Source organism: Bradyrhizobium sp. WSM2793, from assembly GCF_000379585.1.
Taxonomy (GTDB): domain Bacteria; phylum Pseudomonadota; class Alphaproteobacteria; order Rhizobiales; family Xanthobacteraceae; genus Bradyrhizobium.
The window spans coordinates 152,477-174,914 of the sequence record NZ_KB902835.1; the positions used below are offsets into that span (position 1 = coordinate 152,477).

Genomic DNA, 22,438 nt, shown 5'->3' on the forward strand with positions numbered 1-22,438 from the left:
TCGATCCCCTCTGTCGTCGCTGCGTTGAGCGCGAGTCTATACAAAAGCGCGGAAGATTCCGCTATGCGCGGACCCTGACATAGCTGCCGGGCGCGTCCTCGATCGGGGGAAGGGCGTCGCTGCCGACGCTGCGCGCCGGGACTTGCTCCGGATCGAGCTCGCCCAGCCATTGGCGCCAGTCCGGCCACCACGAGCCCTTGTGCTCGACGGCTTCCTTCATCCATTGCGCGACGTTGACGTCCTTGATGTTGTCGTTGGTCCAGTACTGGTACTTGTTCGAGGCGGGCGGATTGACGACGCCGGCGATGTGGCCCGAGCCCGACAGCACGTATTTCACCGGACCGCCGAAGAATTGCGAGCCGTACAGCACCGATTCAGCGGGCGCGATGTGGTCCTCGCGGGTGGCGAGGTTGTAGACGGGCACCTTGACCTTGGAGAGGTCGAGCAGCGTGTTGTCGAGCACCATCGTGCCGGTGGAGAGCCGGTTCTCCAGATAGCAATTGCGCAGGTAATAGGAATGGTTCGACGCGGTCATCCGCGTCGCGTCCGAATTCCAGTGCAAGAGGTCGAACGCGCTCGGCTGCTGCCCCTTCAGATAGTTGCTGACGACGTAGGACCAGATCAGATCGTTGGAGCGCAGCATGTTGAAGGCCATCGCCATCTTCGAGCCTTCGAGCACGCCGGCCGCCCTCATGTCCTGCTCGAGCGCCGTGATCTGCTCCTCGTCGACGAACACCAGGAGGTCGCCGGCATGGGTGAAATCGACCTGGGCCGCGAAGAACGTCGCGGACGACACGCGCTGGCGGCGCTTCTCGGCGAGCCAGGCCAGCGTGGTCGCGAGCATGGTGCCGCCGACGCAATAGCCGGCGGTATGCACCTTCATCTCGCCCGTGACCCTCTCGATCACGTCCATCGCCGTGAGCGGACCTTCCTTCATGTAGTCTTCCCAGCTCTTGTTGCCGAGCCGCTTGTCGGGATTGACCCATGAGATCACGAACACGGTGATGCCCTGGTCGACGCACCACTTGATGTAGGATTTCTCCGGCTTGAGATCGAGGATGTAGAACTTGTTGATCCAGGGCGGCACGATCAGGAGCGGGGTGCGCAGCACCGTCTCCGTGGTCGGCGAATACTGGATCAGCTGCATCATCTCGTTCTGGTAGATCACCTTGCCCGGCGTCGTCGCCATGTTGACGCCGACGACGAGGTTGTCCGGATTGGACTGGCGGATCTTCAGCATGCCCTTGCCGGCTGCGATGTCCTCGGCCAGCATCTTCAGGCCGCGGGCGAGGTTCTCGCCGCTGCTGGTCACGGTCTCGCGCAGCACCTCGGGGTTGGTCAGCACGAAGTTGGACGGCGAGATCGCGTTGATGACCTGCTGGACGTAGAACTCCGCCTTGCGGCGGGTCTGCGGATCGAGTCCTTCGGCATCGCGCACCAGCTCCTGCGCCCATTTGGTCGTGAGCAGATAGAGCTGCATCACGAAATCGAAGAACTGGTTCGACTTCCATTCCGGGTCGGCAAAACGCTTGTCGCGCGGCGAGGGCGCGATCGCGGGCGGCGCGTCCTGGCCGGCCATGCGGCGCACCGCCGAGCCCCAGAGGTCGAGATAGTCCTTGGCGAGCTTGGTCTGCAGATCGGAAGAGCGGGACGTATCCGACAGCCAGTATTCGGCAACCGAGGTGAAGGTCTTGACGACCTCGGTGAGCTCGGGCGGCGGGCGATCCTGCACCTCGCCGCTCTCGCGCGGCTTGAGGTAAGCGGCCAGCGCTTTGCCGCCGCTCTCCATCGCCCGCGCGACATTCATCGCGAAGGCTTCCGCATCGAACTTCGTCTCGGGTTTGGGCGTATCGGTCGTGGCCATACTCATGAGCAGAACAGTAACGATTCATTCCGTATTCGTCACCGCGAAGCTCGCATGTTTGGCGTTAAACACTCTCGAAGATGTGTTGCACTGCGACAAATCTTCTTGGTTCCGTCACATTCGGGCCGCACCGCTCGGCTTGATGGGCATTGGCTGTTTTCTCGCTCTCACCATTTGGGCAGCAATGGTTTGAGCTTGGGCACGGTCTTGGGTAAGGTTGCCCGGGGCCGTGCTTTGGGACGAGTAGGGGATTTCCCAAGTGTTGGCGTTGTGGGACCTGCAAAAGACGCTGCCGATCCGCGGCGCGCTGCTGATCGCGGCGCTTGCCGTCGGCGGCTGCTCGAGCCAGCTCGCGGATATGACGCCCACGGACGCGCAGGCGCATCCCAGGGAGCCCGGCACCTATCTGCCGGTGCACGACCTGCCGCCGGATCGCGATCAAGCGGTCATCCCGCCGGAGCAACGTGCCAAGATCGAGGCTGAGCTCGCCGCCGCGCGCGATCGCCAGGCCGTCGCCGGCAAGGATGCGAAATGAGCCGCTCCAAGGTAATCGCTGGCGCCCCCGCCTTGCCGTGCTAAAAGACCACGGTTCAGCCGAGAGTCAGGGCGAACGACTTCAGTCTTCGTCGTCGATGATTGCTCTAAGCATTTGATTTTGAGTAATTTTCACGACGGAAATGGACGCGTTTCCGAAGCGCCGTCCTGGCCTGTCGATTCTGTCCTGACCGGTTGCCCCGGAGCCCAGAGAGCCATGGAAGAATTTTACCGCATCCGCCGCCTTCCGCCTTATGTGTTCGAGCAGGTCAATCGGGCCAAGGCGGCCGCGCGGAATGCCGGCGCCGATATTATCGACCTCGGCATGGGCAATCCGGATCTGCCGGCCCCCTCGCATGTGCTGGAAAAGCTGAAGGAGACGCTGGGAAAGCCGCGCACCGATCGCTACTCGGCGTCGCGCGGCATCCCCGGACTGCGCCGGGCCCAGGCCGGCTACTACGCCCGCCGCTTCGGCGTGAAGCTCAACCCCGACACCCAGATCGTCGCGACGCTCGGCTCGAAGGAAGGCTTTGCCAACGTGGCGCAGGCGATCACCGCGCCCGGCGACGTCATCCTCTGTCCGAACCCGAGCTACCCGATTCACGCCTTCGGCTTTTTGATGGCAGGCGGCGTAATCCGCTCGGTGCCGTCGGAGCCGACGCCGCAGTTCTTCGAGGCGGTGGAGCGGGCGATCGTGCATTCGATCCCCAAGCCGCTGGCGCTCGTCGTCTGCTATCCCTCGAACCCGACCGCCTATGTGGCGAGCCTCGACTTCTACAAGGACCTCGTCGCGTTCGCGAAGAAGCACGAGATCCTGATCCTGTCCGATCTCGCCTATGCCGAGGTCTATTTCGACGAGAACAATCCGCCGCCCTCGGTGCTCCAGGTGCCGGGCGCGATGGACGTCACGGTCGAGTTCACCTCGATGTCGAAGACCTATTCGATGGCCGGCTGGCGCATGGGCTTTGCGGTCGGCAATGAGCGCGTGATCGCAGCGCTCGCCCGCGTCAAATCCTACCTCGATTACGGCGCCTTCACGCCGGTGCAGGTCGCGGCGACTGCCGCACTGAACGGCCCGGACGATTGCATCAAGGAGATGCGCGACACCTACCGCAAGCGCCGCGATGCGCTGGTGGAATCGTTCGGCCGCGCCGGCTGGGAGATCCCGCCGCCGGAGGCCTCGATGTTCGCCTGGGTGCCGCTGCCGGAAGCCTTCCGCAGCGTCGGCAGCATGCAATTCGCGACCCTGATGGTGGAGAAATCCGGCGTTGCGGTCTCGCCCGGCGTCGGCTTCGGCGAGCATGGTGAAGGATATGTCCGCATCGCCATGGTGGAAAACGAGCAACGGATCAGGCAGGCCGCGCGCGGCGTGCGACGCTTCCTTGAAAGCGGCATCGAAACGTTGCACAACGTCGTTCCGCTCGCCAATCGGCGTTAAGTTCTCTTCGGCAGGTTTTCTAAGTCATCATGGTTGCACCCCTGAAAGTGGGCATAGCGGGGCTCGGCACCGTGGGCGCCGAAGTTGTCCGTCTGATTGAAACGCAGGCCCGCGTGCTTACAGGCCGCAGCGGCCGCGGCATCCGTGTCGTTGCCGTCACCGCGCGCTCGAAGGCGAAGAAGCGCGGCATCGACCTGCGCGGCGTCGAATGGGTCAAGGATCCCATGGCGCTGGCCACGCATCCCGGCATCGATTGCTTCGTCGAGCTGATGGGCGGCGCCGGCGATCCCGCGCTGTCGGCGGTCGAGGCCGCGCTCAGCGCCGGCAAGTCAGTGGTCACCGCCAACAAGGCGCTGCTCGCGAGGCACGGTTTGAAACTGGCGAAAGCCGCTGAAAAGCACGGCGGCGCGCTGAATTACGAGGCAGCCGTCGGCGCCGCGATCCCCGTCATCAAGACGTTGCGCGAGGGACTTGCCGGAACCGGCATCAACCGCGTCTACGGCATCCTCAACGGCACCTGCAACTACATCCTGACCCGGATGGAGCAGGAGGGCCTGTCCTTCGCCGAATGCCTCGCGGATGCGCAGCGGCTCGGCTATGCCGAGGCCAACCCGTCCTTCGACGTCGACGGCCACGACACCGCGCAAAAACTCGCCATTCTCGCCAGCCTCGCTTTCGGCACGAAAGTTGCTCAAAGCGCAGTGTATGTCGAAGGCATCTCCTCCATCGCGCCGGAAGATCTGCGCGCGGCCGCGGATCTCGGCTACCGCGTCAAGCTGCTCGGCGTTGCGGTGCGCACCGCCAAGGGCATCGAGCAGCGCGTGCATCCGACCATGGTTCCGAAATCCTCCTCGATCGCGCAGGTGATGGGCGTCACCAATGCGGTCACGATCGACGGCGAGGGCATTCCGCCGATCACGCTGGTCGGCCCCGGCGCCGGCGGTGCCGCGACGGCATCCGCCGTAGTCGCCGATATCGCCGATGCCGCGCGCGGCATCCGCGCCAATCCGTTCGGCCGGCCGATTTCTCATTTGCGCGACACCAAGAAGGCGCCGATGGAGCGGCACGAGGGCGGCTATTACATCCGCCTTCTGGCGCGCGATTTCCCCGGCACCGCGGCTGCGATCGCGACCCGGCTGGCAGAGCAGAAGATTTCGATCGAGTCGATCGTGCAGCGTCATCCCAATGGCGGCGCTGCGCCAGCCGACGGCAAGGCGGTCCCCGTGCCCGTCATCCTGATCACCTATGCGACGCATGAGGATGCGGTGCGCCGCGCGCTAGCCGCCGTGCAGAAGGACAAGGTGATCAGCGGACGGCCGCAGGTGATCCGGATCGAGAAGAACTAGAGCGTGCCCCCCGGCCCAGAGGGCCGCGCCAGCGCAAAGCGTTGAAGCGGTTTTCCGGAAAGGTCATGCTGAAACAATGAGGCGGTTTGAGCGAACGAACCGTGGGCGTTGAGAGTTGATGCGGGCAGAGACTTCTGTCCAAAACCGTTTCGAAGGAGTAAGCCGATGTCGACCCATATTTCAGTCCCCCCGCACGCATTGCTCGAGCGCATCCTCACGTTGGAGATCGTACGCGTGACGGAGCGGGCGGCGGTGTCGTCGGCGCGGCTGCGCGGGCACGGTAACGAGAAAGCGGCCGATCAGGCTGCGGTGGATGCGATGCGCCGCGAGCTCAACAAGCTCCCGATCGAGGGTACCATCGTGATCGGCGAGGGCGAGCGCGACGAGGCGCCGATGCTCTTCATCGGCGAGAAGGTCGGCCTGAACGCCGGTCCGCAGGTCGACATCGCGGTCGATCCGCTCGAAGGCACCACGCTGTGCGCCAAGAACATGCCGGGCTCGATCGCCACGATGGCGATGGCCGACGGCGGCACGCTGCTGCACGCGCCCGACGTCTACATGCAGAAGCTCGCGATCGGGCCGGGCTACAACAAGGGCGTCGTCGATCTCGATGCAACGCCGGCCGACAACGTCCGCCGTCTCGCCAAGGCCAAGGGTGTCCAGCCCGACGGCATCACGGTTCTCGTGCTCGATCGTCCGCGCCATGCCAGCATCATCGAGAGCGTGCGCTCGACCGGCGCTGCCGTGCGCCTGATCACCGACGGCGACGTCGCCGGCGTGATCCATTGCGCCGATCCCGACAATACCGGCGTCGACATGTATCTCGGCACCGGCGGCGCGCCGGAAGGCGTGCTCGCGGCCGTGGCGCTGCGTTGCATCGGCGGCCAGATGCAGTGCCGTCTCATCCTCGATTCCGACGAGAAGCGCGAGCGCGCCGCCAAGATGGGCGTCAACGATCCCAAGATGATCTATGGCATCGAGGACATGGCGCGCGGCGACTGCCTGTTCGCCGCCACCGGCGTCACCACGGGTTCGCTGCTCTCGGGCGTCAAATTCCGCAAGGACGGCGTGATCGAGACCGAGACTGTGGTGATGCGCTCGGTCACCGGCACCGTGCGCTACATCAAGGCCGAGCATCGTGAGCTCGCGAAGTTCCATCTGGACTGAGTAGGGCATAACAACTGCCCCCATTCCGGGGCGACGCAAAGCGTCGAGCCCGGAATCCATAACCACGATCGGGAGTATGGATTCCGGGCCTGCGCCTAACAGCGCATCCCGGAATGACAATAAGAATAATCGGGAAGCGCCATGTCCGAACTCTCCGCCGTCAAAGCCCTGGTGTTCGACGTGTTCGGCACCGTCGTGGATTGGCGCACCAGCCTGATCTCGGACTTCATGTGGTGGAGCAGGCAGCGCGGCATCAGCGCCGACTGGACCGCTCTGGTCGATGGCTGGCGCGGCATGTACATGGCCTCGATGGACGATGTGCGGCAACATCCCGAGCGCGGCTATGTCATGCTGGATGATCTGCACCGCCGCTCGCTGGAGAAGCTGGTCGCGCAGTTTTCGATCAAAGGCCTCACCGACGCCGATCTCGATTATCTCACCAAGGGCTGGCATCGCCTCAATCCCTGGCCGGACAGCGTCGCGGGCCTGACGCGGCTGAAGTCGAAATTCGTGATCTCGCCGCTATCGAACGGCAATGTCGCATTGCTCACCAACATGGCGAAGTTCGCCGGACTGCCGTGGGACCTCATCATGTCGGCCGAGCTGTTCGAGCACTACAAGCCCGATCCCGAGACCTATCTCGGCGCAGCAAAGCTGCTTTGCCTCAAGCCGGAGGAGGTGATGATGGTCGCCGCCCACAACGGCGATCTCGCGGCCGCCCAGAAGAACGGGCTGAAGACCGCGTTCGTCGCACGGCCGACGGAGTACGGTCCGCTCCAGAAGGTCGATTTCGAAGCCACCGGCAATTGGGACATCGTCGCCAAGGACTTTGGCGGGATCGCCGACAGGCTCGGCTGCTGACAGCGCGCTGCTACCGCGACTCGGCGGGCGCTGCAGTCAGCACGGCCCTGCGCTCGTGAATGAGGTTCTCGAGGCGGTGGGCCGCCACGTTGAGGGTGGCAGCATCCAGCGGGTTGTCGTCGCCGTCCAATCTCGCGCGCTGGCTACGAAGCACATTGTCGATCTGGTCTTCGATCGCCAGCAGGTCGGTTTCGTTTTTGGCCTCGCGGATCTGTCGGCCGAGCGTGTACAGCGCGTCGAGTGCCGGTTCGCGCGGCTGGTGTTCGCTCGACCGGAGAAACCGCCACAGCGCCGCCGCGATCGATGCAAGCGCGCCCAGCGCCATCGGCGCCAGAAAAATCACGTTGCTCCACTTGTCGAGGAAGCCTAGCTGGCTGCCATTGTAGAACTCGGCGGCGCCGGCATGGACCGGGAGATATGCGCCGGCATCGGTATCCGGTGCCTTGAACTGGGCGAGGACCGGCCATTCCGACAGGATGTCCCTGCGCGCGGCAGTGATGGCCTGCGTGAAGCTGGCGACCACGTCGTTGTCGAGGCTCTTCTTGGCGACCACATAGAAGGCGACGCGCAAGCTTGTGACGTCGTCCGCGGGAACAGGCGGGGACCCGCGCAGCGCTCCCTTGGGGATGTCGAAGCTCTCATAGGCGCGCTCCTTCTCCGCAATCGCGCCTGCATTTTCGATCGGGATCAGAATCGGCGCGGTCTTGGCAGTCTGTGAGAACAGGCCGCGTAGCAACGACAGATACCGCTCGCTGAGCGGCATGACGAAAAGCACCGTGCGCACCTCTTTCGCGTCCAGCGCGCGGCGAACGTCGTCCATCGCGATGTTCTTGAAGACGACATTGGCGCGGCCAAGGTCGTATGCGCTGGTGAGGACGCGGACCACCTTCTGGTTCGTGTCGCCGGCGACAACCCCTACCGTCGTGCGTTTCAGGCCGGCGATATCCGAGATCGCCGATCCCGGCGGAGCCACCAGCAGGGCGACGGCTTCGGTGAGCACGACGATCGCTTGCGCTTGAGAGAGATCGCCGACATCGCCGCGCACGACGGCGAGGTCGGTCTTGCCCGACGAGAACGCCGCGGCGGATTCGATGGGCCCGCCGGTCTCGACCAGCTTGAGGCGCACTGGCGCGTTGTTGACGGCAAGCCTGCTCGCGAGCGCCGAGACGATCCTGGGAGCGTCGCCATCCAGGGATCCGACTGCGATCGACAGTGTCACGGGCCGGGCGTACCAGCGATAGGCAGCGAGGCTCGCGCCGGCGGCAAGCGCTACGATCACGATCACCACCACGAAGCGCAGCCAGCCCGGCAGCCTGGCGGCATCAATCCCCATTTTCGAGAGATCGTCCATGACGCGGCTCGCCCGAGTTTCCGTAGGCCAGCATTGTTGCCGCGAGCGGTCGGATGTTGATTTGCGTCAAGCAATGCTCGGGCTCCCTCGAACCTGTTTGGTCCGACTCCGGGGGTGCGGAGGGCCAGAATATTACGAGGCTTGCGCCTCTTCGGTTGCACAGAACGTCGCGATCGCAAGGTCGATCCGCCGGTCCAGCACGCGGCGATTGAGCTTGAATCCGGTGTCGGTCAGCAGCCTGAAATGATCGTGGCTGAACACCATGCCGAACAGCATTTCGGCGATGAGGCGGAGCGGCACAGCTGCGAAACGAGGCTCCAGGCGAACGGCCTTCAGTAGCTCGACGATATGCTCTGTGCCGCTCTCCATGATGACCTCGGCGAACATGCGCCCCAGCTCCGGCGAGGCCTGACGTTCACCGATGATCAGACGCTGCAGGGCGATCTCGCCAGGCGACAGCGCCACGTCGGCCGCCTCGCGCAGCATGTTTCGAAGTCGGATCACTGGTGATCCTTCCGAAGGGGCATCGGCGAAGTCTGCTTCCGGCAGGCTGCGCAGCAGCATGGCGCGAAACAGCTCGGTCTTGCTCTCGAACAATTTGTAGAGCGTCTTCTTCGACATTCCGGCGGCACCGGCGATGTCGTCCATCGTGGTCGCGGCAAATCCCTTGCTGGTGAAGGTGTCCTTCGCCGCCGCCAGCAGTTGCGTCATGCGAGCGTCGGGGGCGGGAAGGATGACGGCCGGCTTGGTCCGCTCCGACGGCGGAGCAATACGTCTCTGATTTCTGGATTCTCTCGCCATGGACACACCCGCCGTTGAATCTGAGCTGTTTCACGACTGCTTGAACGCTGCTGCGCAGGCAGCCTAGCACTTGACTTCGGGGAAGGAAACTATCAAGTTTCCAGATGGAAACTGAATAGTTTCCGAATGTTTCCGTGCGCGATCCTCCTCGAGGGGCCGCAACTCACCCATGGATCGTCATCATGCGCCCCCCGATCGTCCGCGCTGTTCCCTTGATTGCCCTGCTGCTTGCCGCTTGCGGGGAGCAGAACCCGCAAGCGGCATTGCCGCAGATGGTGCCGGAGGTCGGCATCATGACCCTGAAACCGCAGGAAGCGAAGATCTCGACGTTGCTGCCGGGCCGCGTCGTCGCCTATCAGGTTTCCGAGGTCCGTCCGCAGGTCACGGGCATTCTGCTCAAGCGCGACTTCGTGGAAGGCGCCGAGGTGAGGGAAGGCGACCTGCTCTATGAGATCGATCCGGTGCAGTACAAGGCGGGTCTGGCGAGCGCCGAGGCCGCGGTGCAGAGGTCGGAGGCAACGCTCGTCAGCGTCAAGCTGAAGGCTGCGCGCAAGACCCAGCTTCTGCAGACCAACGCGGCGAGCCAGCAGGACGTCGATGATGCCGTTGCCGCCTACAAGCAGGGCGAGGCCGACGTGAAGGCGGCGCAAGCCAACCGCGACACCGCCGCGATCTCGCTGGATCGCACCAAGGTCACCGCGTCGATCTCGGGCCGGATCGGCAAGTCGAGCATCACACCCGGCGCGCTGGTTACCGCGAGCCAGGCGACGGCGATGACAACGATCCAGCAGCTCGACCCTGTCTATGTCGACCTCGATCAGTCGACCTCGGAGATGGAGCGCCTGCGCAGCCAGATCGCGAGCGGAAAGCTCAAGCGTCCCGCCGAGGGTGTGCAGGTCGAGCTCCTGATGGAGAGCGGCAAGACCTACGGCCACAAGGGCAAGTACGGTTTCACCGATGCCAGCGTCAACGAGAGCACCGGCTCGGTTTCCTCGCGCGCAGTCTTCGCCAATCCCGAGCGGGCGCTGCTGCCGGGCATGTATGTGCGCGCCCGCGTCGTCGCCGGCGTCGATCCGGCTGCGATCCTCGTGCCGCAGCGCGCCGTCTCGCGCAATCCGCTGGGGCAGGCAGTGGCGATGTTCGTCGACAAGGACGGCAAGGTCGAGCAGCGGATGCTGGAGCTCGGCGAGGATGTCGGCAGCAACTGGCTGGTGCGCTCCGGCGCCAAGGCCGGCGATCGCCTGGTCGTCGAGGGCACGCAGAAGGCCCGCCCCGGGGCGCCCGTCAAGTCCGTGGAGGTCGCGGTCGATCCCGCAACCGGCCTCACCGTGAATCCGACGCGGCAGGCCGATGCGCGGCCTGCAGCAGCCGCAGCCGAGCAGTAACCGTCATGTCCCATTTCTTCATCAAGCGGCCGATCTTCGCCTGGGTCATCGCCATCCTGATCATGCTGGGCGGCGTTCTCGCGATCATGCGCTTGCCGATCGCGCAATATCCGCAGATCGCGCCGACTGTGGTCACGATCACGGCGACCTATCCCGGCGCCAATGCCGAGACCGCGGAGAACTCGGTGACCAAGGTCATCGAGCAGAACATGACCGGCCTCGACTATCTGCAATACATGTCGTCGTCGAGCACCTCGACGGGCCAAGTGCAGATCTCGCTGACCTTCACCAACGAAGCCGATGCCGACATCGCCCAGGTGCAGGTGCAGAACAAGCTGCAGCTCGCGACGCCGCTGCTGCCGCAGGTGGTGCAGCAGCAGGGCATCAAGGTCGTGAAGTCCTCGGCAAGCTTCCTGATGGTGCTCGGCTTCGTCTCCGAGGACGGCCGGCTCGCCGCCAGCGACATCGCCGATTACGTGGCGTCCTCGGTCAACGATCCCATCAGCCGCGTCGCTGGCGTCGGCCAGGTGACGTTGTTTGGCGCCGAATACGCCATGCGAATCTGGCTCGATCCCGACAAGCTGGCGAAATACAACCTCATGCCTGGGGACGTGACTGCGGCGATCCAGACTCAGAACACCCAGGTGACCGCCGGCCAGCTCGGCGGCCTGCCGTCCGTCGGCGGCCAGCAGCTCAATGCCACCATCACCTCGCAGAGCCGCCTGCAGACGGTCGAGCAGTTCAAGGACATCATCCTGCGCACGGCCACGACCGGTCAGACGGTCCGCATCGGCGACGTCGCGCGGGTCGAGCTCGGCTCGAAGTCCTATGATTCCGCCGCGCGCTACAACGGCAAGCCCGCCGCGGGCATGGGCATCAGTCTTGCGACCGGCGCCAATGCCGTCGCGACCTCGGAGGCGGTGAAGGCACGTGTCGCCCAGCTCAGCGCCGCGATGCCGGAGGGGCTCCGCGTCGTCTACCCCTACGACACCACGCCCTTCGTCAAGCTGTCGATCGAAAAGGTGATTCACACACTGTTCGAGGCGATCGCGCTGGTCTTCGTCGTGATGTTCATGTTCCTGCAGAGCTGGCGGGCGACCATCATCCCGACCATTGCCGTGCCGGTGGTGCTGCTCGGGACCTTCGGCGTGCTCTCGCTTGCCGGCTATTCGATCAACACGCTGACGATGTTCGCGATGGTGCTGGCGATCGGCCTCCTGGTCGACGATGCCATCGTCGTGGTCGAGAACGTCGAGCGCGTGATGGCCGAGGAGAAGCTCGGCCCGCGCGAGGCGACCGAGAAATCCATGCGCGAGATTACCGGGGCCCTGGTCGGGATCGGCGTCGTGCTCTCGGCCGTGTTCATTCCGATGGCGTTCTTCAACGGCTCGGTCGGAATCATCTACCGGCAGTTCGCGCTCACCATCGTCACGGCGATGGTGCTGTCGGTGCTCGTGGCGCTGGTGCTGACGCCGGCGCTGTGCGTCACGATCCTGAAGCCGCCGAAGCATCATGGCGCGCAGCGCGGCTTCTTCGGCCTGTTCAACCGCGGCTTCGACCGCATGGCGGACGGCTATCAGCGCACCGCGGGCGGTGCGATCAGGCGCATCGCGGGAGTGATGATCGCCTTCGCGGCGATCCTCGCCGCCATGGTCGTCCTGTTCCAGCGGCTGCCGAGCTCGTTCCTGCCCGAAGAGGACCAGGGCACGATCATGACGCTGATCCAGCTTCCGGTCGGCGCCACCTCGACGCGTACGCTCGATGTCATCAAGCAAGTCGAGCATCAATATCTCGACAACGAGAAGGACGCCGTGGACGGCGTGTTCGCAGTCAGTGGCTTCAGCTTCGCAGGGCAGGGACAGAACGTTGGCCTTGCCTTCGTCAGCCTGAAGCCGTTCGACGAGCGCAAGAGTCCTGCAGCCTCGGCGCAGGCCGTGGCCGGCCGTGCCATGGGGGCGTTCATGAAAATCCGCGACGCCATGGTGTTCGCGGTGCTGCCGCCGTCGATTCCCGGCTTCGGCAATGCCGGCGGCTTCGACCTCTATCTCCAGGACACCGGCGGCAACGGTCACGAGGCGCTGATCCAGGCGCGCAACCAGCTGCTCGGGCAGCTCGCGGCGGACAAGCGCGTGGCACAGGCCCGGCCGAACGGACAGGACGACACGCCGCAATTCAACCTCGACGTCGACCAGGCCAAGGCCACCGCGCTCGGCGTCAACCTCAGCGATCTCAACACCACGCTGTCGGCAGCGTGGGGCGGCGCCTATGTCAACGACTTCATCGACCGCGGCCGCGTCAAGCAGGTCTATGTGCAAAGCGATGCGCCGTTCCGCATGGATACCAGCGACATCGGCCGCTGGTATGTGCGCAACGCCTCGGGCTCGATGGTGCCGTTCTCGGCGGTCGCGACCGATCGCTGGAGTTTTGGTTCGCCGCGCCTCGAGCGCTACAACGGCGTCGCCGCCGTCGAGCTGCAGGGGCAGGCAGGGCAGGGCATCAGCTCGGGTGTCGCCATGCAGGCTGTGGAGGAGCAGATGGCCAAGCTGCCCAAGGGCTACGGCCATGAATGGACCGGATTGTCGTTCCAGGAACGGCTCACCGGCAGCCAGACGCTGTATCTGTATTCGATTTCGCTGCTGATCGTCTTCCTGAGCCTTGCCGCACTGTACGAGAGCTGGTCGGTCCCGTTCGCGGTGATGCTAACGGTGCCGATCGGCGTGCTCGGCGCGCTGCTCGCGGCGACGCTGTTCGATCAGGCCAACGACGTCTATTTCCAGGTCGGACTGCTCACGACGATCGGGCTGGCCTCGAAGAACGCGATCCTGATCGTCGAATTCGCGCTGGAGCAGATCGCTTCCGGCCGCAGCCTCGTCGATGCCACCCTGCACGCATCGCGCCAGCGCCTGCGCCCGATCCTGATGACGTCGCTCGCCTTCATCCTCGGCGTGCTGCCGCTGGCGGTGGCGACGGGCGCGGGCTCGGCCAGCCAGAACGCGGTCGGCATCGGCGTCGCCGGCGGCATGATCGCGGCAACCGTGCTCGGCATCTTCTTCGTGCCCGCGCTGTTCGTGCTGGTGAAGCGGATATTCCCCGGTGCCCGGGCGGACGCTGCGGCCTCAGGCGCCGGCGCGGTTGCCGAGCCCGCGGAATAGGGCGCATCAATGGTCCGGACGGCGCGCGCCGCCCGGACCTGATCGCGAGAACCTACAACGTCATCTGCATCGGCTGGGGATAATAGTGGAAGCCGTCGCCGGCCTTGGCGACATGGCCGTAGCCCGGCCAGGCGAAGTGATACGACATCACCGGGACCTTGTTTGCCGCGAGCATCGTGAGCAACTTCACCCGCGATTCCGCCGCCTGCTTCGGGTCGGTGTCGTAGGAGAATTCCATGCGCGGCCGCTCGAGCAGCAGCACGGAATGGTGCGAGAGGTCGCCGAGGAAGGCAAAGGATTTGCCGGCCGACGACACCATGAAGATGGTGTGGCCGACGGTGTGACCGGGCGCGGCGATGGCCTGGACCCCCGGCAGGAATTCCTGGCCGTCCTTGAAGAATACGATCCGGTCACGGACCGGCAGCAGATTCTTGCGGGCGTGGACGACGAAGTCCTTGGCCGGGCTGCCGAGCTTGCCTTCGTCGGTCCAGAAGTCGAAATCGGTCTGCGAGATGTAGATCTGCGCGTTCGGAAACAGCGGCTTGCCGCCTTCGTCGACGATGCCTCCGATATGGTCGATATGGGCATGCGAACACACCACGGCATCGATGTCCCCCGGCTTGATGCCGGCCTCGGTCATGCTCTTCTGTTGCCGGCCGGTGCTGGCGCCGAACATCTTCGATGAGCCCATGCCGGTATCGAACAGGATGAGCTTGTCGCCGGTGTTCACGATCGGGGAGTTCTGTTCGAGCACGACGTTGTCCGGCGACAGGAAATTGTCCGCCAGCATCTTCTTCACCTCTTCCTTGGGCACGCCGGTGAAGGTTCCGGAGGGATCGCCGAGCGGCAGCGGCCCGTCGGACACGACGGTGACCTCGGCATCGCCGAGAACGAAGCGGTGCCAGTAGGGCGTCTGGGTGCCGAGCTTGGGTGCCCGCGCCATCGCGCTGGTGCCGAGCATGGCGCTGGCACCAAGGCCCGCTCCGAGCGTGAGAAGGGACCGACGTGAGACATCGATTGTCATGCGTTCCTCGCTTTTGTCTTTTATTTTGCGCGATTGTTCGCGCGTTGGCACCGGCCTCATCGGCCGTGCGGCCGCTGGTCGGCAGAGAAGTATGCTGCTCCGGCCGCGACAAGCTAGCAAGTGGAATTAGTGCGCAGATTCACGCGGAGCGCGAACGAGCCGCGGCAGCGGGCCGGCCGCGTGTGGACGCGCGCTCCGCCGGCCAGGACAACGCGAATTGCGCCTTACGCAATTCTAAGCGTGAGATCGGTCCCTTCCGTCTCGGCAAAGCCCGCCCGCAACACCTCTTCGCGCTTGTGGCGGAGATGCGCGCGCAAAATGTGGGAGAGGCCGGCGCCGTCGCGGCGCTGGAGCGCGTTCAGGATGGCGTCGTGCTCCTTCACGGCGAGCGCCCAGCGCTGCGGCGTCATCGGCGTGACGTAGCGCGCGCGCCGGATGCGCGCCGTTACTGATGTGTAGAGCCCCGCGAGCACGGGATTTCCGGCTGCGGTGACGATGGCCTCGTGGATGGCGCGATTGCCGCGATAGTACTGGATCAGATCGCCATCGCGATAATGCAGCACCATGGCCGCATGCGCGGCGGCGATCTCGTCGATCTCGGCGTCCGTGATGCGTTCGCAGGCGAGCTCGCCGGCGAGGGCCTCCAGGCCCTGGCAGACCTCGAACAGGTCGCGCATGTCCTTGTCGGTCAGTTTTGCCGCGCGCGAGCCGCGATGCGGCAGCAGCTGCACGAGGCCCTCGGCGGCCAGCACCTTGAGCGCCTCGCGCAGCGGCGTGCGCGAGATCTCAAGCCGCTCACACAGCTCGCGCTCGGGAATCCGAGCGCCCGGCGGGATTTCGCCGTCGAGCAGAATGGCCCGGATACGGCCGACGACTTCCTCGTGAAGCATGGGGACCAGCGCTCCAATTTGAATGCAAAACTTGGATATTCGATCGAAACTTCGAAGTTCCAGCTTGCTAATCCCAGATTTTGCATTCAAAAATGTAAAAAACAAGAGGATATGAGGAAATGGACCTGGCGGTAGAGGCAGACGACCTCGTTTTTGAATGCAAAGACGGCATCGGGCGGATCACCTTCAACCGCCCGCAGGCCCGCAACGCCTTCACCTTCGCCATGTACGAGCGGCTCGCCGCGATCTGCGAGCAGGCCAACAGCGATCATGCGATCAAGGTGCTGGTGCTGCGCGGAGCCGGCGACAAGGCCTTTGCGTCCGGCACCGACATCAATCAGTTCCGCGAGTTCAAGACGCCGCAGGATGCGATCGACTACGAGAACCGGATTGATCGCGTGCTGACCACGCTCGAGCAGTGCCGCGTGCCGACCATCGCGGCGATCAACGGCTTTTGCACCGGGGGCGGCGCCGGCATCGCCGCGGCCTGCGATCTCCGCATCGGCACGGCAAGCGCGAAGATCGGATTCCCCATTGCCCGGACGCTCGGCAATTGCCTGTCGATGTCCAATGTCAGCCGTCTTACCGCGCTGATTGGCGCTGCGCGCGTCAAGGACCTGATCTTCACCGCGCGCCTCGTCGACGCCGCGGAGGCTGCGAGCGTTGGGCTGCTCGGCGAGGTGGTCGAGGACATTGCCGCGCTGGACAAGCGCGCCGACGAGGTGGCCCGGCTCGTCGCCAGTCACGCGCCGCTGACGCTGAATGCGACCAAACAGGCGGTGGCACGCCTGCAACGGCGGCTGACCCGGGACGAAGGCGAGGACCTCATCCTGATGTGCTACACGAGCCAGGATTTTCGCGAAGGGCTCGATGCTTTCCTCAACAAGCGCGCCCCGCAATGGCGCGGCCAATAGGACAGGCCCGATGCAAAGCGATCGATCGCAATCCAACTCTCGCCGTTCGGGACCGCTGGCCGGCCTTAGGGTCGTCGACCTCACCCATGTCATGGCCGGGCCGACCTGCACTCTGATGCTCGCCGACATGGGTGCCGACGTCATCAAGATCGAGAAATCGCCGAACGGCGACGACACCCGTCATTCGGTGCCGCCGAAGATCGGCGAGGAGGCGGCTTCCTTCCTGATGATGAACCGCAACAAGCGCGGCATCGTGCTGGATCTGAAGACCGAGGGCGGCAAGCAGGTGCTGCGGCGGTTGATTGCGGACGCCGACGTGCTGGTCGAGAACTTTGCGCCGGGCGCGATGGAGCGCCTCGGCTTCGGCTACGAGGCGCTGCACGCGCAATTCCCGGCGCTGATCTATTGCTCGCTGTCGGGCTTCGGCCGCACCGGTCCCTACAAGCACCGCAGGGGATTCGATCTCGTCGCCCAGGCCATGAGCGGCATCATGAGCTTCACTGGCGAACGCCCGGATGGGCCGCCCGTCAAATGCGGCCCGCCGCTGTCCGACATCACCGCCGGCCTGCTCGCCAGCATGGGCATCCTCGCGGCCTATACGCACCGCCTCAAGACCGGCGAGGGGCAGTGGGTCGAAACCTCGCTCTATGAAGCCGCCCTGGTGCAGACCTATTGGCAATCGACCATTGCGCTAGCCGCGGGCACAGCACCGCGCGCGATGGGCTCGGCCCATCCGCTTAATGCGCCGTATCAAGCATTTGAAGCTTCCGACGGTTGGCTCGTGGTCGGCGGCGCCAACAAGAAGCATTGGTTGTTGATGCTGGAAGCGCTCGGAGCAAGTGAGCTCGCCGCCGATCCGCGCTTCGTCACCGGCGCCGACCGCATGGCCAATCTCAAAGTGCTCGAAGCGGTGCTGAGCGAGCGCTTCCGCACGAAGTCGCGGGCGCATTGGCTCGCGGCGCTGGACGGGAAGGGCGTGCCGTGCGGACCCGTGCACGACATGCTGGAGGCGCTCAGCGATCCCCAGACTCTGGCGCGCGAGATGGTCGTCGAGGTCGAGCATTCCACGCTCGGCCCGGTCAAGACGATCGGTCTTCCGGTCAAGTTTTCGGAGACCCCAGGCAAAGTGCTATCGGGCGCGCCGGTCTATGGTGAGCACACAAGCGAGGTGCTGGCCGAATACGGGTTCGACCAGAAGCAGATCGAAGCGTTCGAAAAAGAAGGCGCAATCGTCCTGGCATCGGGAAGGCGCGAGGAACGCGTCGCCTGATCGGACGTCGATAGGACAGACAACAATAAGAGACAAAAATCAGCTGGAGGAAATCATGGGTCGGACGTCGATATTTATGCTCTCCGCAGCCGCGACGATGCTTGCCGGCACGATGCCGGCGCTCAGTGCCTGGCAACCGCAAAAGCCGATCGAGTTCATCGCCACCGCCGGGCCCGGCGGCGGGACCGACAACCTCGCGCGCGCGGTGCAGAACATCATCACCAAGCACAAGCTGACGGAGCAGCCGATCGTCGTCGTCAACAAGGGCGGCGGCAGCGGCGCCGAAGGCTATGTCTATGGCAAGGCCTCCGCTGGCGATCCCTACAAGGTGATCTTCGGCACCTCGAACGCGTGGCAGCAACCGCTCGTCTCCAAGGTCGCCTTCAACTACACCGATCTCACTCCGATCGCGGCGATGGCGCAGGACGAGTTTTTGCTCTGGGTCAAGCAGGACGCGCCCTACAAGACGGCGGGCGACTATCTGAAGGCGGCCGCATCGGGCGAGTTCAAGATGGGCGGCGCCCAGTCAAAGGACACCGACGAGGTGCTGACACGCATGATCGAGAAGGCCGGCAAGGTCAAGCTGACCTACATCCCCTTCAAGAGCGGCGCCGAGACCGCCGTGCAGCTCGCCGGCGGACATCTCGATTCCCACGTCAACAATCCCAGCGAAAGCCTCGGGCAATGGCGCGGCGGCACGCAGCGGCCGCTCTGCGTTTTCAGCCCGAAGCGGCTGCCGCAGGGCGCCAAGGTCACCGCGACCGAGGGCTGGGGCGACGTTCCGACCTGCGTCGAGCAGGGGCTCGACATCAAGCGATATGAGCAGCCGCGCACGGTGTGGTTGCCCGGCAAGGTCACGCCGGACCAGGCCGCGTTCTATGTCGACCTCATGAAGAAGGTGCAGGCGACGCCGGAATGGAAGGACTACATCGAGAAGACCTCCCAGGTCGACACGTTCCTGACGGGTGCCGAGTTCGACAAGTTCATCAAGCAGGATCTCGAACACGTCAAACAGGTCGCGGGCGAGCAGGGCTGGCTCGTCAAGTGAGGTGGGGCGCGCCTCAAACTCCGCTGTCGTCCCTGCGAACGCAGGGACCCATACCGCGTGATCTCTCGAGGAGTGCTGGTGGTGGTACCGGCGTGGATGTGACGTCAAGTCTTCGTCAAACGTCTCCCTGGGGTTATGGGTCCCTGCGTTCGCAGGGACGACAGCGAGGGCTGGGCAAAGACGCATGCGCCACTACCGACCCTTGTCCGACGCCTGAGCGGAGCCCCCCATGATCTCACGCCGCGCTCTTGAACTTGCGACTGCCGTGCTCACCGGCGGCTTCGGGGTGTCCGTCGTCATCTCCAGCCTCGACAACGGCATCGGCTGGTCGAGCGCGGGCGTGGACGCCGGCACGTTTCCGTTCCTGACCGGCATCGTCATCGTGCTCGGAAGCCTCTACAACCTGGTGCGGGGCGTGTTGCCGGTTGCGTCCCTGGCAAACGTTCCCATCGCGATCACGCCCTTCGAGCTGCGGCGGCTCGCCGGCCTGTTCGTGCCGGCCGCGATCTTCGTAGCCGCGATCCCGCTCGCCGGGATGTACGTCGCCTCGTCGCTCTATGTCTTCGCGGTGCTGGCGATCCCAAAACATCAATCCGTGCCGCGCGCGCTGGGGATGGCGGCGGCGACGGCACTCGCGCTCTACGTCGTGTTCGAGCGCATGTTCCAGGTGAGCTTGCCGCACGGTGCGCTCGCAGCCGCCCTCGGGTTCTGACGGAGGACCGATGGACAATCTCGGGGAACTCCTCCACGGCTTCACCATCGCGGTCACCGTGCCGCACCTGGTGCTGATGGTCGTCGGCGTGCTGCTCGGCATTCTCGTCGGCGTGCTGCCGGGGCTGGGTGCGCCAAATGGCGTGTCGCTGCTCCTGCCGCTGACCTTCGGCATGCAGCCGGTGTCGGCGATCATCCTGCTCTCCAGCATGTATTGGGGGGCGTTGTTCGGCGGCTCGGTCACCTCGATTCTGTTCAACATCCCCGGCGAGCCGTCGTCGGTCGCGACCACTTTCGACGGCTATCCGATGGCGCGTGACGGAAGGCCGACCACGGCGCTTGCCACCGCCTTCGGCTCGGCCGCCTTCGGCGCGCTAATCGGCGTCATCCTGATCACTTTCCTCGCATCCTGGGTGGCGCAGGTCGCGCTCGCCTTTGGCCCTGCGGAATATTTTGCGGTTTATTTCCTGGCCTTTGCCAGCTTCGTCGGCATGGGCGGCGCCGCGCCGATCAAGACCGTCGTGGCGCTCGCAATCGGCTTTGCGATCGCCGCGATCGGCATCGACACCGTCTCCGGCAGCGTCCGCCTCACCATGGGCGTTGACGAGCTGGTCAAGGGCGTGAGCTTCGTCGTCGCCGTGATGGGCCTGTTCGGCATCGGCGAGCTCCTGGTCGCGGTCGAGGAGGAGTTCCATGCCCGCGCAGTGTCCTCGAAGATCGACTGGCGCGAGGTGTTCCGCGCGGTCGGCCGCCTGCCGCGACATGGCATTGCGTTGCTGCGCAGCGCCGCAATCGGCTGCTGGATGGGCATCACCCCGGGTGGGCCGACCGCGGCCTCCTTCATGAGCTATGGCATTGCCCGCCGCTTCTCGCGCCGGGGCCGCTATTTCGGCACCGGCGAGGTCGAAGGCATCATCTCGCCGGAGACGGCTGACCATGCCGCCGGCACCAGCGCGCTGCTGCCGATGCTCTCTCTCGGCATTCCCGGCTCGGCGACCGCGGCCGTCATGATGGGCGGGCTGATGATCTGGGGTCTCAATCCTGGGCCGATGCTGTTCGTCGACCAGAAGGACTTCGTCTGGGGCCTGATCGCCTCGATGTATGTCGGCAACATCGTCGCCGTCGCCTTGGTGCTGCTGACTGTTCCGGTGTTTGCCGCCTTGATGCGGATTCCCTTCGTCGTCATCGCCCCGCTGATCGTGATCATCTGCGTCGTCGGCGCGTATTCGGTGTCGAACTCCTATCTCGACGTCGTCATGATGCTCGGCTTCGGAATCGTCGGCTATCTCTTCAAGAAGCTGTTCTATCCCTTGGCGCCGCTCGTGCTCGCGATCGTCATCGGCGACAAGGCCGAGGATGCGTTCCGGCAGTCGATGCTGATGTCGAAGGGATCGCTCGGGATATTCTTCGCGAACAAGCTGGTGACATGCCTGATCATGGCCGGCATCGCGCTGTTGCTGCTTCCGCTCGTGCTGCAGCTCGCGCGCCTCTGGCGCAAACCCGCATCCCCCGCGACCGAACCGACGGCCCAGGAGAAGGTGATCATATGACCGCAAAGCCGCTGATTGCATTGGCCATGGGAGATCCCGCCGGCATCAGCCCGGAGCTGACGGCCAAGCTGGTGGCGCAGGACGACGTCCGCGCGAGCTGCCGGCTCGTCGTGATCGGCGACCGCCGCATCTTCGAGGAGGGCGCGCGCATTGCCGGCGTCAAGCCAGTGCTGAAGATGGTGGAGCAGGGGGCCGATCTTCGCGCGGCGGAGGGCGAGGCGCTGTTTCTCGATCTTCGTCACCTTGATCCCAAAGAGGTCGAGCCGAAGACCGCGAGCCTTGCTGGCGGCAGGTTCGCGCTTGCCAACTACAAACACGCGCTCGAGCTCGGCCGCGACGGCCATGTTGACGCGGTCTGCTTCACTCCCTTCAACAAGCAGGCGATGCGGCTCGCCCGCGCCGAGTACGACGACGAGATCGCATTCTCTGCGGAGGTGGTCGGGCTCAAGTCGGCGGCGAGCGAGTTCAACGTGCTGGACCGGCTGTGGAACGCGCGGGTGACCTCGCACATCCCGCTGAGGGACGTTGCTGCAAACCTGTCCAGCGAACGCATCCATCGCGCGCTCAAGCTGACCGATTCCTGCATGCGCAACGCCGGCTTCGCGCGGCCGCGGATCGCGGTGGCCGGTCTCAATCCACATGCTGGCGACGGCGGCAATTTCGGTCGCGAGGAGATCGAGATCATCGCGCCCGTGGTCGCGGCCGGCCAGCGCGAGGGCATCGCCGCAGAGGGGCCGTTCCCGGCCGACACCGTCTTCCTGCGCGCCAAGGGCGGCGCCTTCGATGCGGTGCTGACGATGTATCACGACCAGGGCCAGATCGCGATGAAGCTGATGGGCTTCGATCGCGGCGTGACCATGCTCGGCGGCTTCCCCTTCCCGATCTGCACGCCCGCGCACGGCACCGCCTACGACATTGCCGGGCAGGGAATCGCATCGATCGGCGCCAGTCGCGCCGCGTTGCTCCTCGCCGCGGAGATGGCCGCCCGACGCGCCGCCTGATTTGCACGCACTGGCAGTGAGCGCTTGCTGCGCTCGCCTTGCGGGCAGGATTAGACTTTCGGGAAAAACTGGAAACTTCCGCCGTCGCGACGAGTTGGCGTCCCATGGATATCTCCAGTGGGAGCTGGGAA

The 22,438-nt window shown here is 64.9% G+C and carries 18 protein-coding genes; 13 read left to right on the plus strand and 5 right to left on the minus strand.

Translation table 11 applies throughout. From position 1 onward, the window contains the following. Positions 1-61: 61 nt before the first annotated feature. Positions 62-1,870 (minus strand): alpha/beta hydrolase, encoded by a 1,809-nt coding sequence (locus tag A3AS_RS0140115; protein WP_026202867.1) that lies wholly within the window; start codon positions 1,868-1,870, stop codon positions 62-64. 253 nt (positions 1,871-2,123) lie between these two features. Here A3AS_RS0140115 and A3AS_RS0140120 point away from each other — a divergent pair, with 253 nt between their 5' ends. The 5 genes from A3AS_RS0140120 to A3AS_RS0140140 all read left to right on the plus strand — a co-directional run bounded on the left by A3AS_RS0140120 (position 2,124) and on the right by A3AS_RS0140140 (position 7,210). Further along, complete coding sequence (locus A3AS_RS0140120; protein WP_049815128.1) at positions 2,124-2,399, plus strand: hypothetical protein; 276 nt, start codon at positions 2,124-2,126, stop codon at positions 2,397-2,399. Positions 2,400-2,615: 216 nt separating this feature from the next. Then, the gene (locus A3AS_RS0140125; protein ID WP_018323057.1) at positions 2,616-3,836 is read left to right on the plus strand and encodes an LL-diaminopimelate aminotransferase; all 1,221 of its coding nucleotides are present in this window, start codon (positions 2,616-2,618) and stop codon (positions 3,834-3,836) included. A 29-nt stretch (positions 3,837-3,865) separates the two neighbouring features. Then, entirely contained in the window at positions 3,866-5,182 is a 1,317-nt protein-coding gene (locus tag A3AS_RS0140130) for a homoserine dehydrogenase (RefSeq protein WP_018323058.1), read from the plus strand. A gap of 165 nt (positions 5,183-5,347) precedes the next feature. Further along, complete coding sequence (gene glpX, locus A3AS_RS0140135) at positions 5,348-6,349, plus strand: class II fructose-bisphosphatase (protein WP_018323059.1); 1,002 nt, start codon at positions 5,348-5,350, stop codon at positions 6,347-6,349. Between the two features lie 141 nt (positions 6,350-6,490). Further along, on the plus strand, positions 6,491-7,210 hold the full coding sequence (locus tag A3AS_RS0140140) for a haloacid dehalogenase type II (RefSeq protein ID WP_018323060.1): 720 nt from the start codon (positions 6,491-6,493) through the stop codon (positions 7,208-7,210). A gap of 10 nt (positions 7,211-7,220) precedes the next feature. On the opposite strand, the gene A3AS_RS0140145 is transcribed toward A3AS_RS0140140, so the two are convergent. Together A3AS_RS0140145 and A3AS_RS0140150 are read right to left on the minus strand one after the other, a co-directional pair. Then, positions 7,221-8,561 carry a TAXI family TRAP transporter solute-binding subunit gene (locus tag A3AS_RS0140145; protein WP_020508825.1) on the minus strand — a complete coding sequence of 447 codons (1,341 nt, stop codon included), beginning with the start codon at positions 8,559-8,561 and terminating at the stop codon, positions 7,221-7,223. 132 nt (positions 8,562-8,693) lie between these two features. Continuing rightward, the gene (locus A3AS_RS0140150) at positions 8,694-9,272 is read right to left on the minus strand and encodes a TetR/AcrR family transcriptional regulator (protein WP_018323062.1); all 579 of its coding nucleotides are present in this window, start codon (positions 9,270-9,272) and stop codon (positions 8,694-8,696) included. 272 nt (positions 9,273-9,544) lie between these two features. Here A3AS_RS0140150 and A3AS_RS0140155 point away from each other — a divergent pair, with 272 nt between their 5' ends. Together A3AS_RS0140155 and A3AS_RS0140160 are read left to right on the plus strand one after the other, a co-directional pair. After that, positions 9,545-10,747, plus strand: coding sequence for an efflux RND transporter periplasmic adaptor subunit (locus tag A3AS_RS0140155; RefSeq protein WP_049815129.1), 1,203 nt, complete (start codon positions 9,545-9,547; stop codon positions 10,745-10,747). A gap of 5 nt (positions 10,748-10,752) precedes the next feature. Then, complete coding sequence (locus tag A3AS_RS0140160) at positions 10,753-13,899, plus strand: efflux RND transporter permease subunit (protein ID WP_018323064.1); 3,147 nt, start codon at positions 10,753-10,755, stop codon at positions 13,897-13,899. Positions 13,900-13,951: 52 nt separating this feature from the next. On the opposite strand, the gene A3AS_RS0140165 is transcribed toward A3AS_RS0140160, so the two are convergent. Together A3AS_RS0140165 and A3AS_RS0140170 are read right to left on the minus strand one after the other, a co-directional pair. Next, a complete protein-coding gene (locus A3AS_RS0140165; protein WP_018323065.1) occupies positions 13,952-14,923 on the minus strand; it encodes an MBL fold metallo-hydrolase in 972 nt (323 codons plus the stop codon). A 224-nt stretch (positions 14,924-15,147) separates the two neighbouring features. Further along, positions 15,148-15,813, minus strand: coding sequence for a GntR family transcriptional regulator (locus A3AS_RS0140170; RefSeq protein WP_026202870.1), 666 nt, complete (start codon positions 15,811-15,813; stop codon positions 15,148-15,150). 119 nt (positions 15,814-15,932) lie between these two features. Here A3AS_RS0140170 and A3AS_RS0140175 point away from each other — a divergent pair, with 119 nt between their 5' ends. From A3AS_RS0140175 to A3AS_RS0140200, 6 genes are all read left to right on the plus strand, one after another. Further along, positions 15,933-16,727 (plus strand): enoyl-CoA hydratase/isomerase family protein, encoded by a 795-nt coding sequence (locus A3AS_RS0140175; RefSeq protein WP_018323066.1) that lies wholly within the window; start codon positions 15,933-15,935, stop codon positions 16,725-16,727. A 10-nt stretch (positions 16,728-16,737) separates the two neighbouring features. Continuing rightward, entirely contained in the window at positions 16,738-17,997 is a 1,260-nt protein-coding gene (locus tag A3AS_RS0140180) for a CaiB/BaiF CoA-transferase family protein (RefSeq protein WP_018323067.1), read from the plus strand. 55 nt (positions 17,998-18,052) lie between these two features. Further along, a complete protein-coding gene (locus A3AS_RS0140185) occupies positions 18,053-19,045 on the plus strand; it encodes a tripartite tricarboxylate transporter substrate binding protein (RefSeq protein WP_018323068.1) in 993 nt (330 codons plus the stop codon). A gap of 229 nt (positions 19,046-19,274) precedes the next feature. Next, a complete protein-coding gene (locus A3AS_RS0140190) occupies positions 19,275-19,757 on the plus strand; it encodes a tripartite tricarboxylate transporter TctB family protein (RefSeq protein WP_026202871.1) in 483 nt (160 codons plus the stop codon). A gap of 10 nt (positions 19,758-19,767) precedes the next feature. Next, positions 19,768-21,306: a tripartite tricarboxylate transporter permease gene (locus A3AS_RS0140195; protein ID WP_018323069.1), complete on the plus strand. Its 1,539-nt coding sequence runs from the start codon at positions 19,768-19,770 to the stop codon at positions 21,304-21,306. Continuing rightward, positions 21,303-22,307, plus strand: a complete 1,005-nt coding sequence (locus tag A3AS_RS0140200) for a 4-hydroxythreonine-4-phosphate dehydrogenase PdxA (RefSeq protein ID WP_018323070.1) — start codon at positions 21,303-21,305, stop codon at positions 22,305-22,307. Before A3AS_RS0140195 ends, A3AS_RS0140200 begins: the two co-directional genes overlap by 4 nt. Positions 22,308-22,438: the final 131 nt, after the last annotated feature.

Excerpts from the sequence above, each read along its gene's own strand:
- A3AS_RS0140140 (WP_018323060.1), top strand. The coding sequence starts at position 6,491 with ATGTCCGAACTCTCCGCCGTCAAAGCCCTGGTGTTCGACGTGTTCGGC.
- A3AS_RS0140150 (WP_018323062.1), bottom strand. The coding sequence starts at position 9,272 with ATGACGCAACTGCTGGCGGCGGCGAAGGACACCTTCACCAGCAAGGGA.
- A3AS_RS0140170 (WP_026202870.1), bottom strand. The coding sequence starts at position 15,813 with ATGCTTCACGAGGAAGTCGTCGGCCGTATCCGGGCCATTCTGCTCGAC.
- A3AS_RS0140155 (WP_049815129.1), top strand. The coding sequence starts at position 9,545 with ATGCGCCCCCCGATCGTCCGCGCTGTTCCCTTGATTGCCCTGCTGCTT.
- glpX (WP_018323059.1), top strand. The coding sequence starts at position 5,348 with ATGTCGACCCATATTTCAGTCCCCCCGCACGCATTGCTCGAGCGCATC.
- A3AS_RS0140195 (WP_018323069.1), top strand. The coding sequence starts at position 19,768 with ATGGACAATCTCGGGGAACTCCTCCACGGCTTCACCATCGCGGTCACC.
- A3AS_RS0140200 (WP_018323070.1), top strand. The coding sequence starts at position 21,303 with ATGACCGCAAAGCCGCTGATTGCATTGGCCATGGGAGATCCCGCCGGC.
- A3AS_RS0140130 (WP_018323058.1), top strand. The coding sequence starts at position 3,866 with ATGGTTGCACCCCTGAAAGTGGGCATAGCGGGGCTCGGCACCGTGGGC.
- A3AS_RS0140145 (WP_020508825.1), bottom strand. The coding sequence starts at position 8,561 with ATGGACGATCTCTCGAAAATGGGGATTGATGCCGCCAGGCTGCCGGGC.
- A3AS_RS0140165 (WP_018323065.1), bottom strand. The coding sequence starts at position 14,923 with ATGACAATCGATGTCTCACGTCGGTCCCTTCTCACGCTCGGAGCGGGC.
- A3AS_RS0140180 (WP_018323067.1), top strand. The coding sequence starts at position 16,738 with ATGCAAAGCGATCGATCGCAATCCAACTCTCGCCGTTCGGGACCGCTG.
- A3AS_RS0140185 (WP_018323068.1), top strand. The coding sequence starts at position 18,053 with ATGGGTCGGACGTCGATATTTATGCTCTCCGCAGCCGCGACGATGCTT.
- A3AS_RS0140190 (WP_026202871.1), top strand. The coding sequence starts at position 19,275 with ATGATCTCACGCCGCGCTCTTGAACTTGCGACTGCCGTGCTCACCGGC.
- A3AS_RS0140125 (WP_018323057.1), top strand. The coding sequence starts at position 2,616 with ATGGAAGAATTTTACCGCATCCGCCGCCTTCCGCCTTATGTGTTCGAG.
- A3AS_RS0140175 (WP_018323066.1), top strand. The coding sequence starts at position 15,933 with ATGGACCTGGCGGTAGAGGCAGACGACCTCGTTTTTGAATGCAAAGAC.
- A3AS_RS0140115 (WP_026202867.1), bottom strand. The coding sequence starts at position 1,870 with ATGAGTATGGCCACGACCGATACGCCCAAACCCGAGACGAAGTTCGAT.
- A3AS_RS0140160 (WP_018323064.1), top strand. The coding sequence starts at position 10,753 with ATGTCCCATTTCTTCATCAAGCGGCCGATCTTCGCCTGGGTCATCGCC.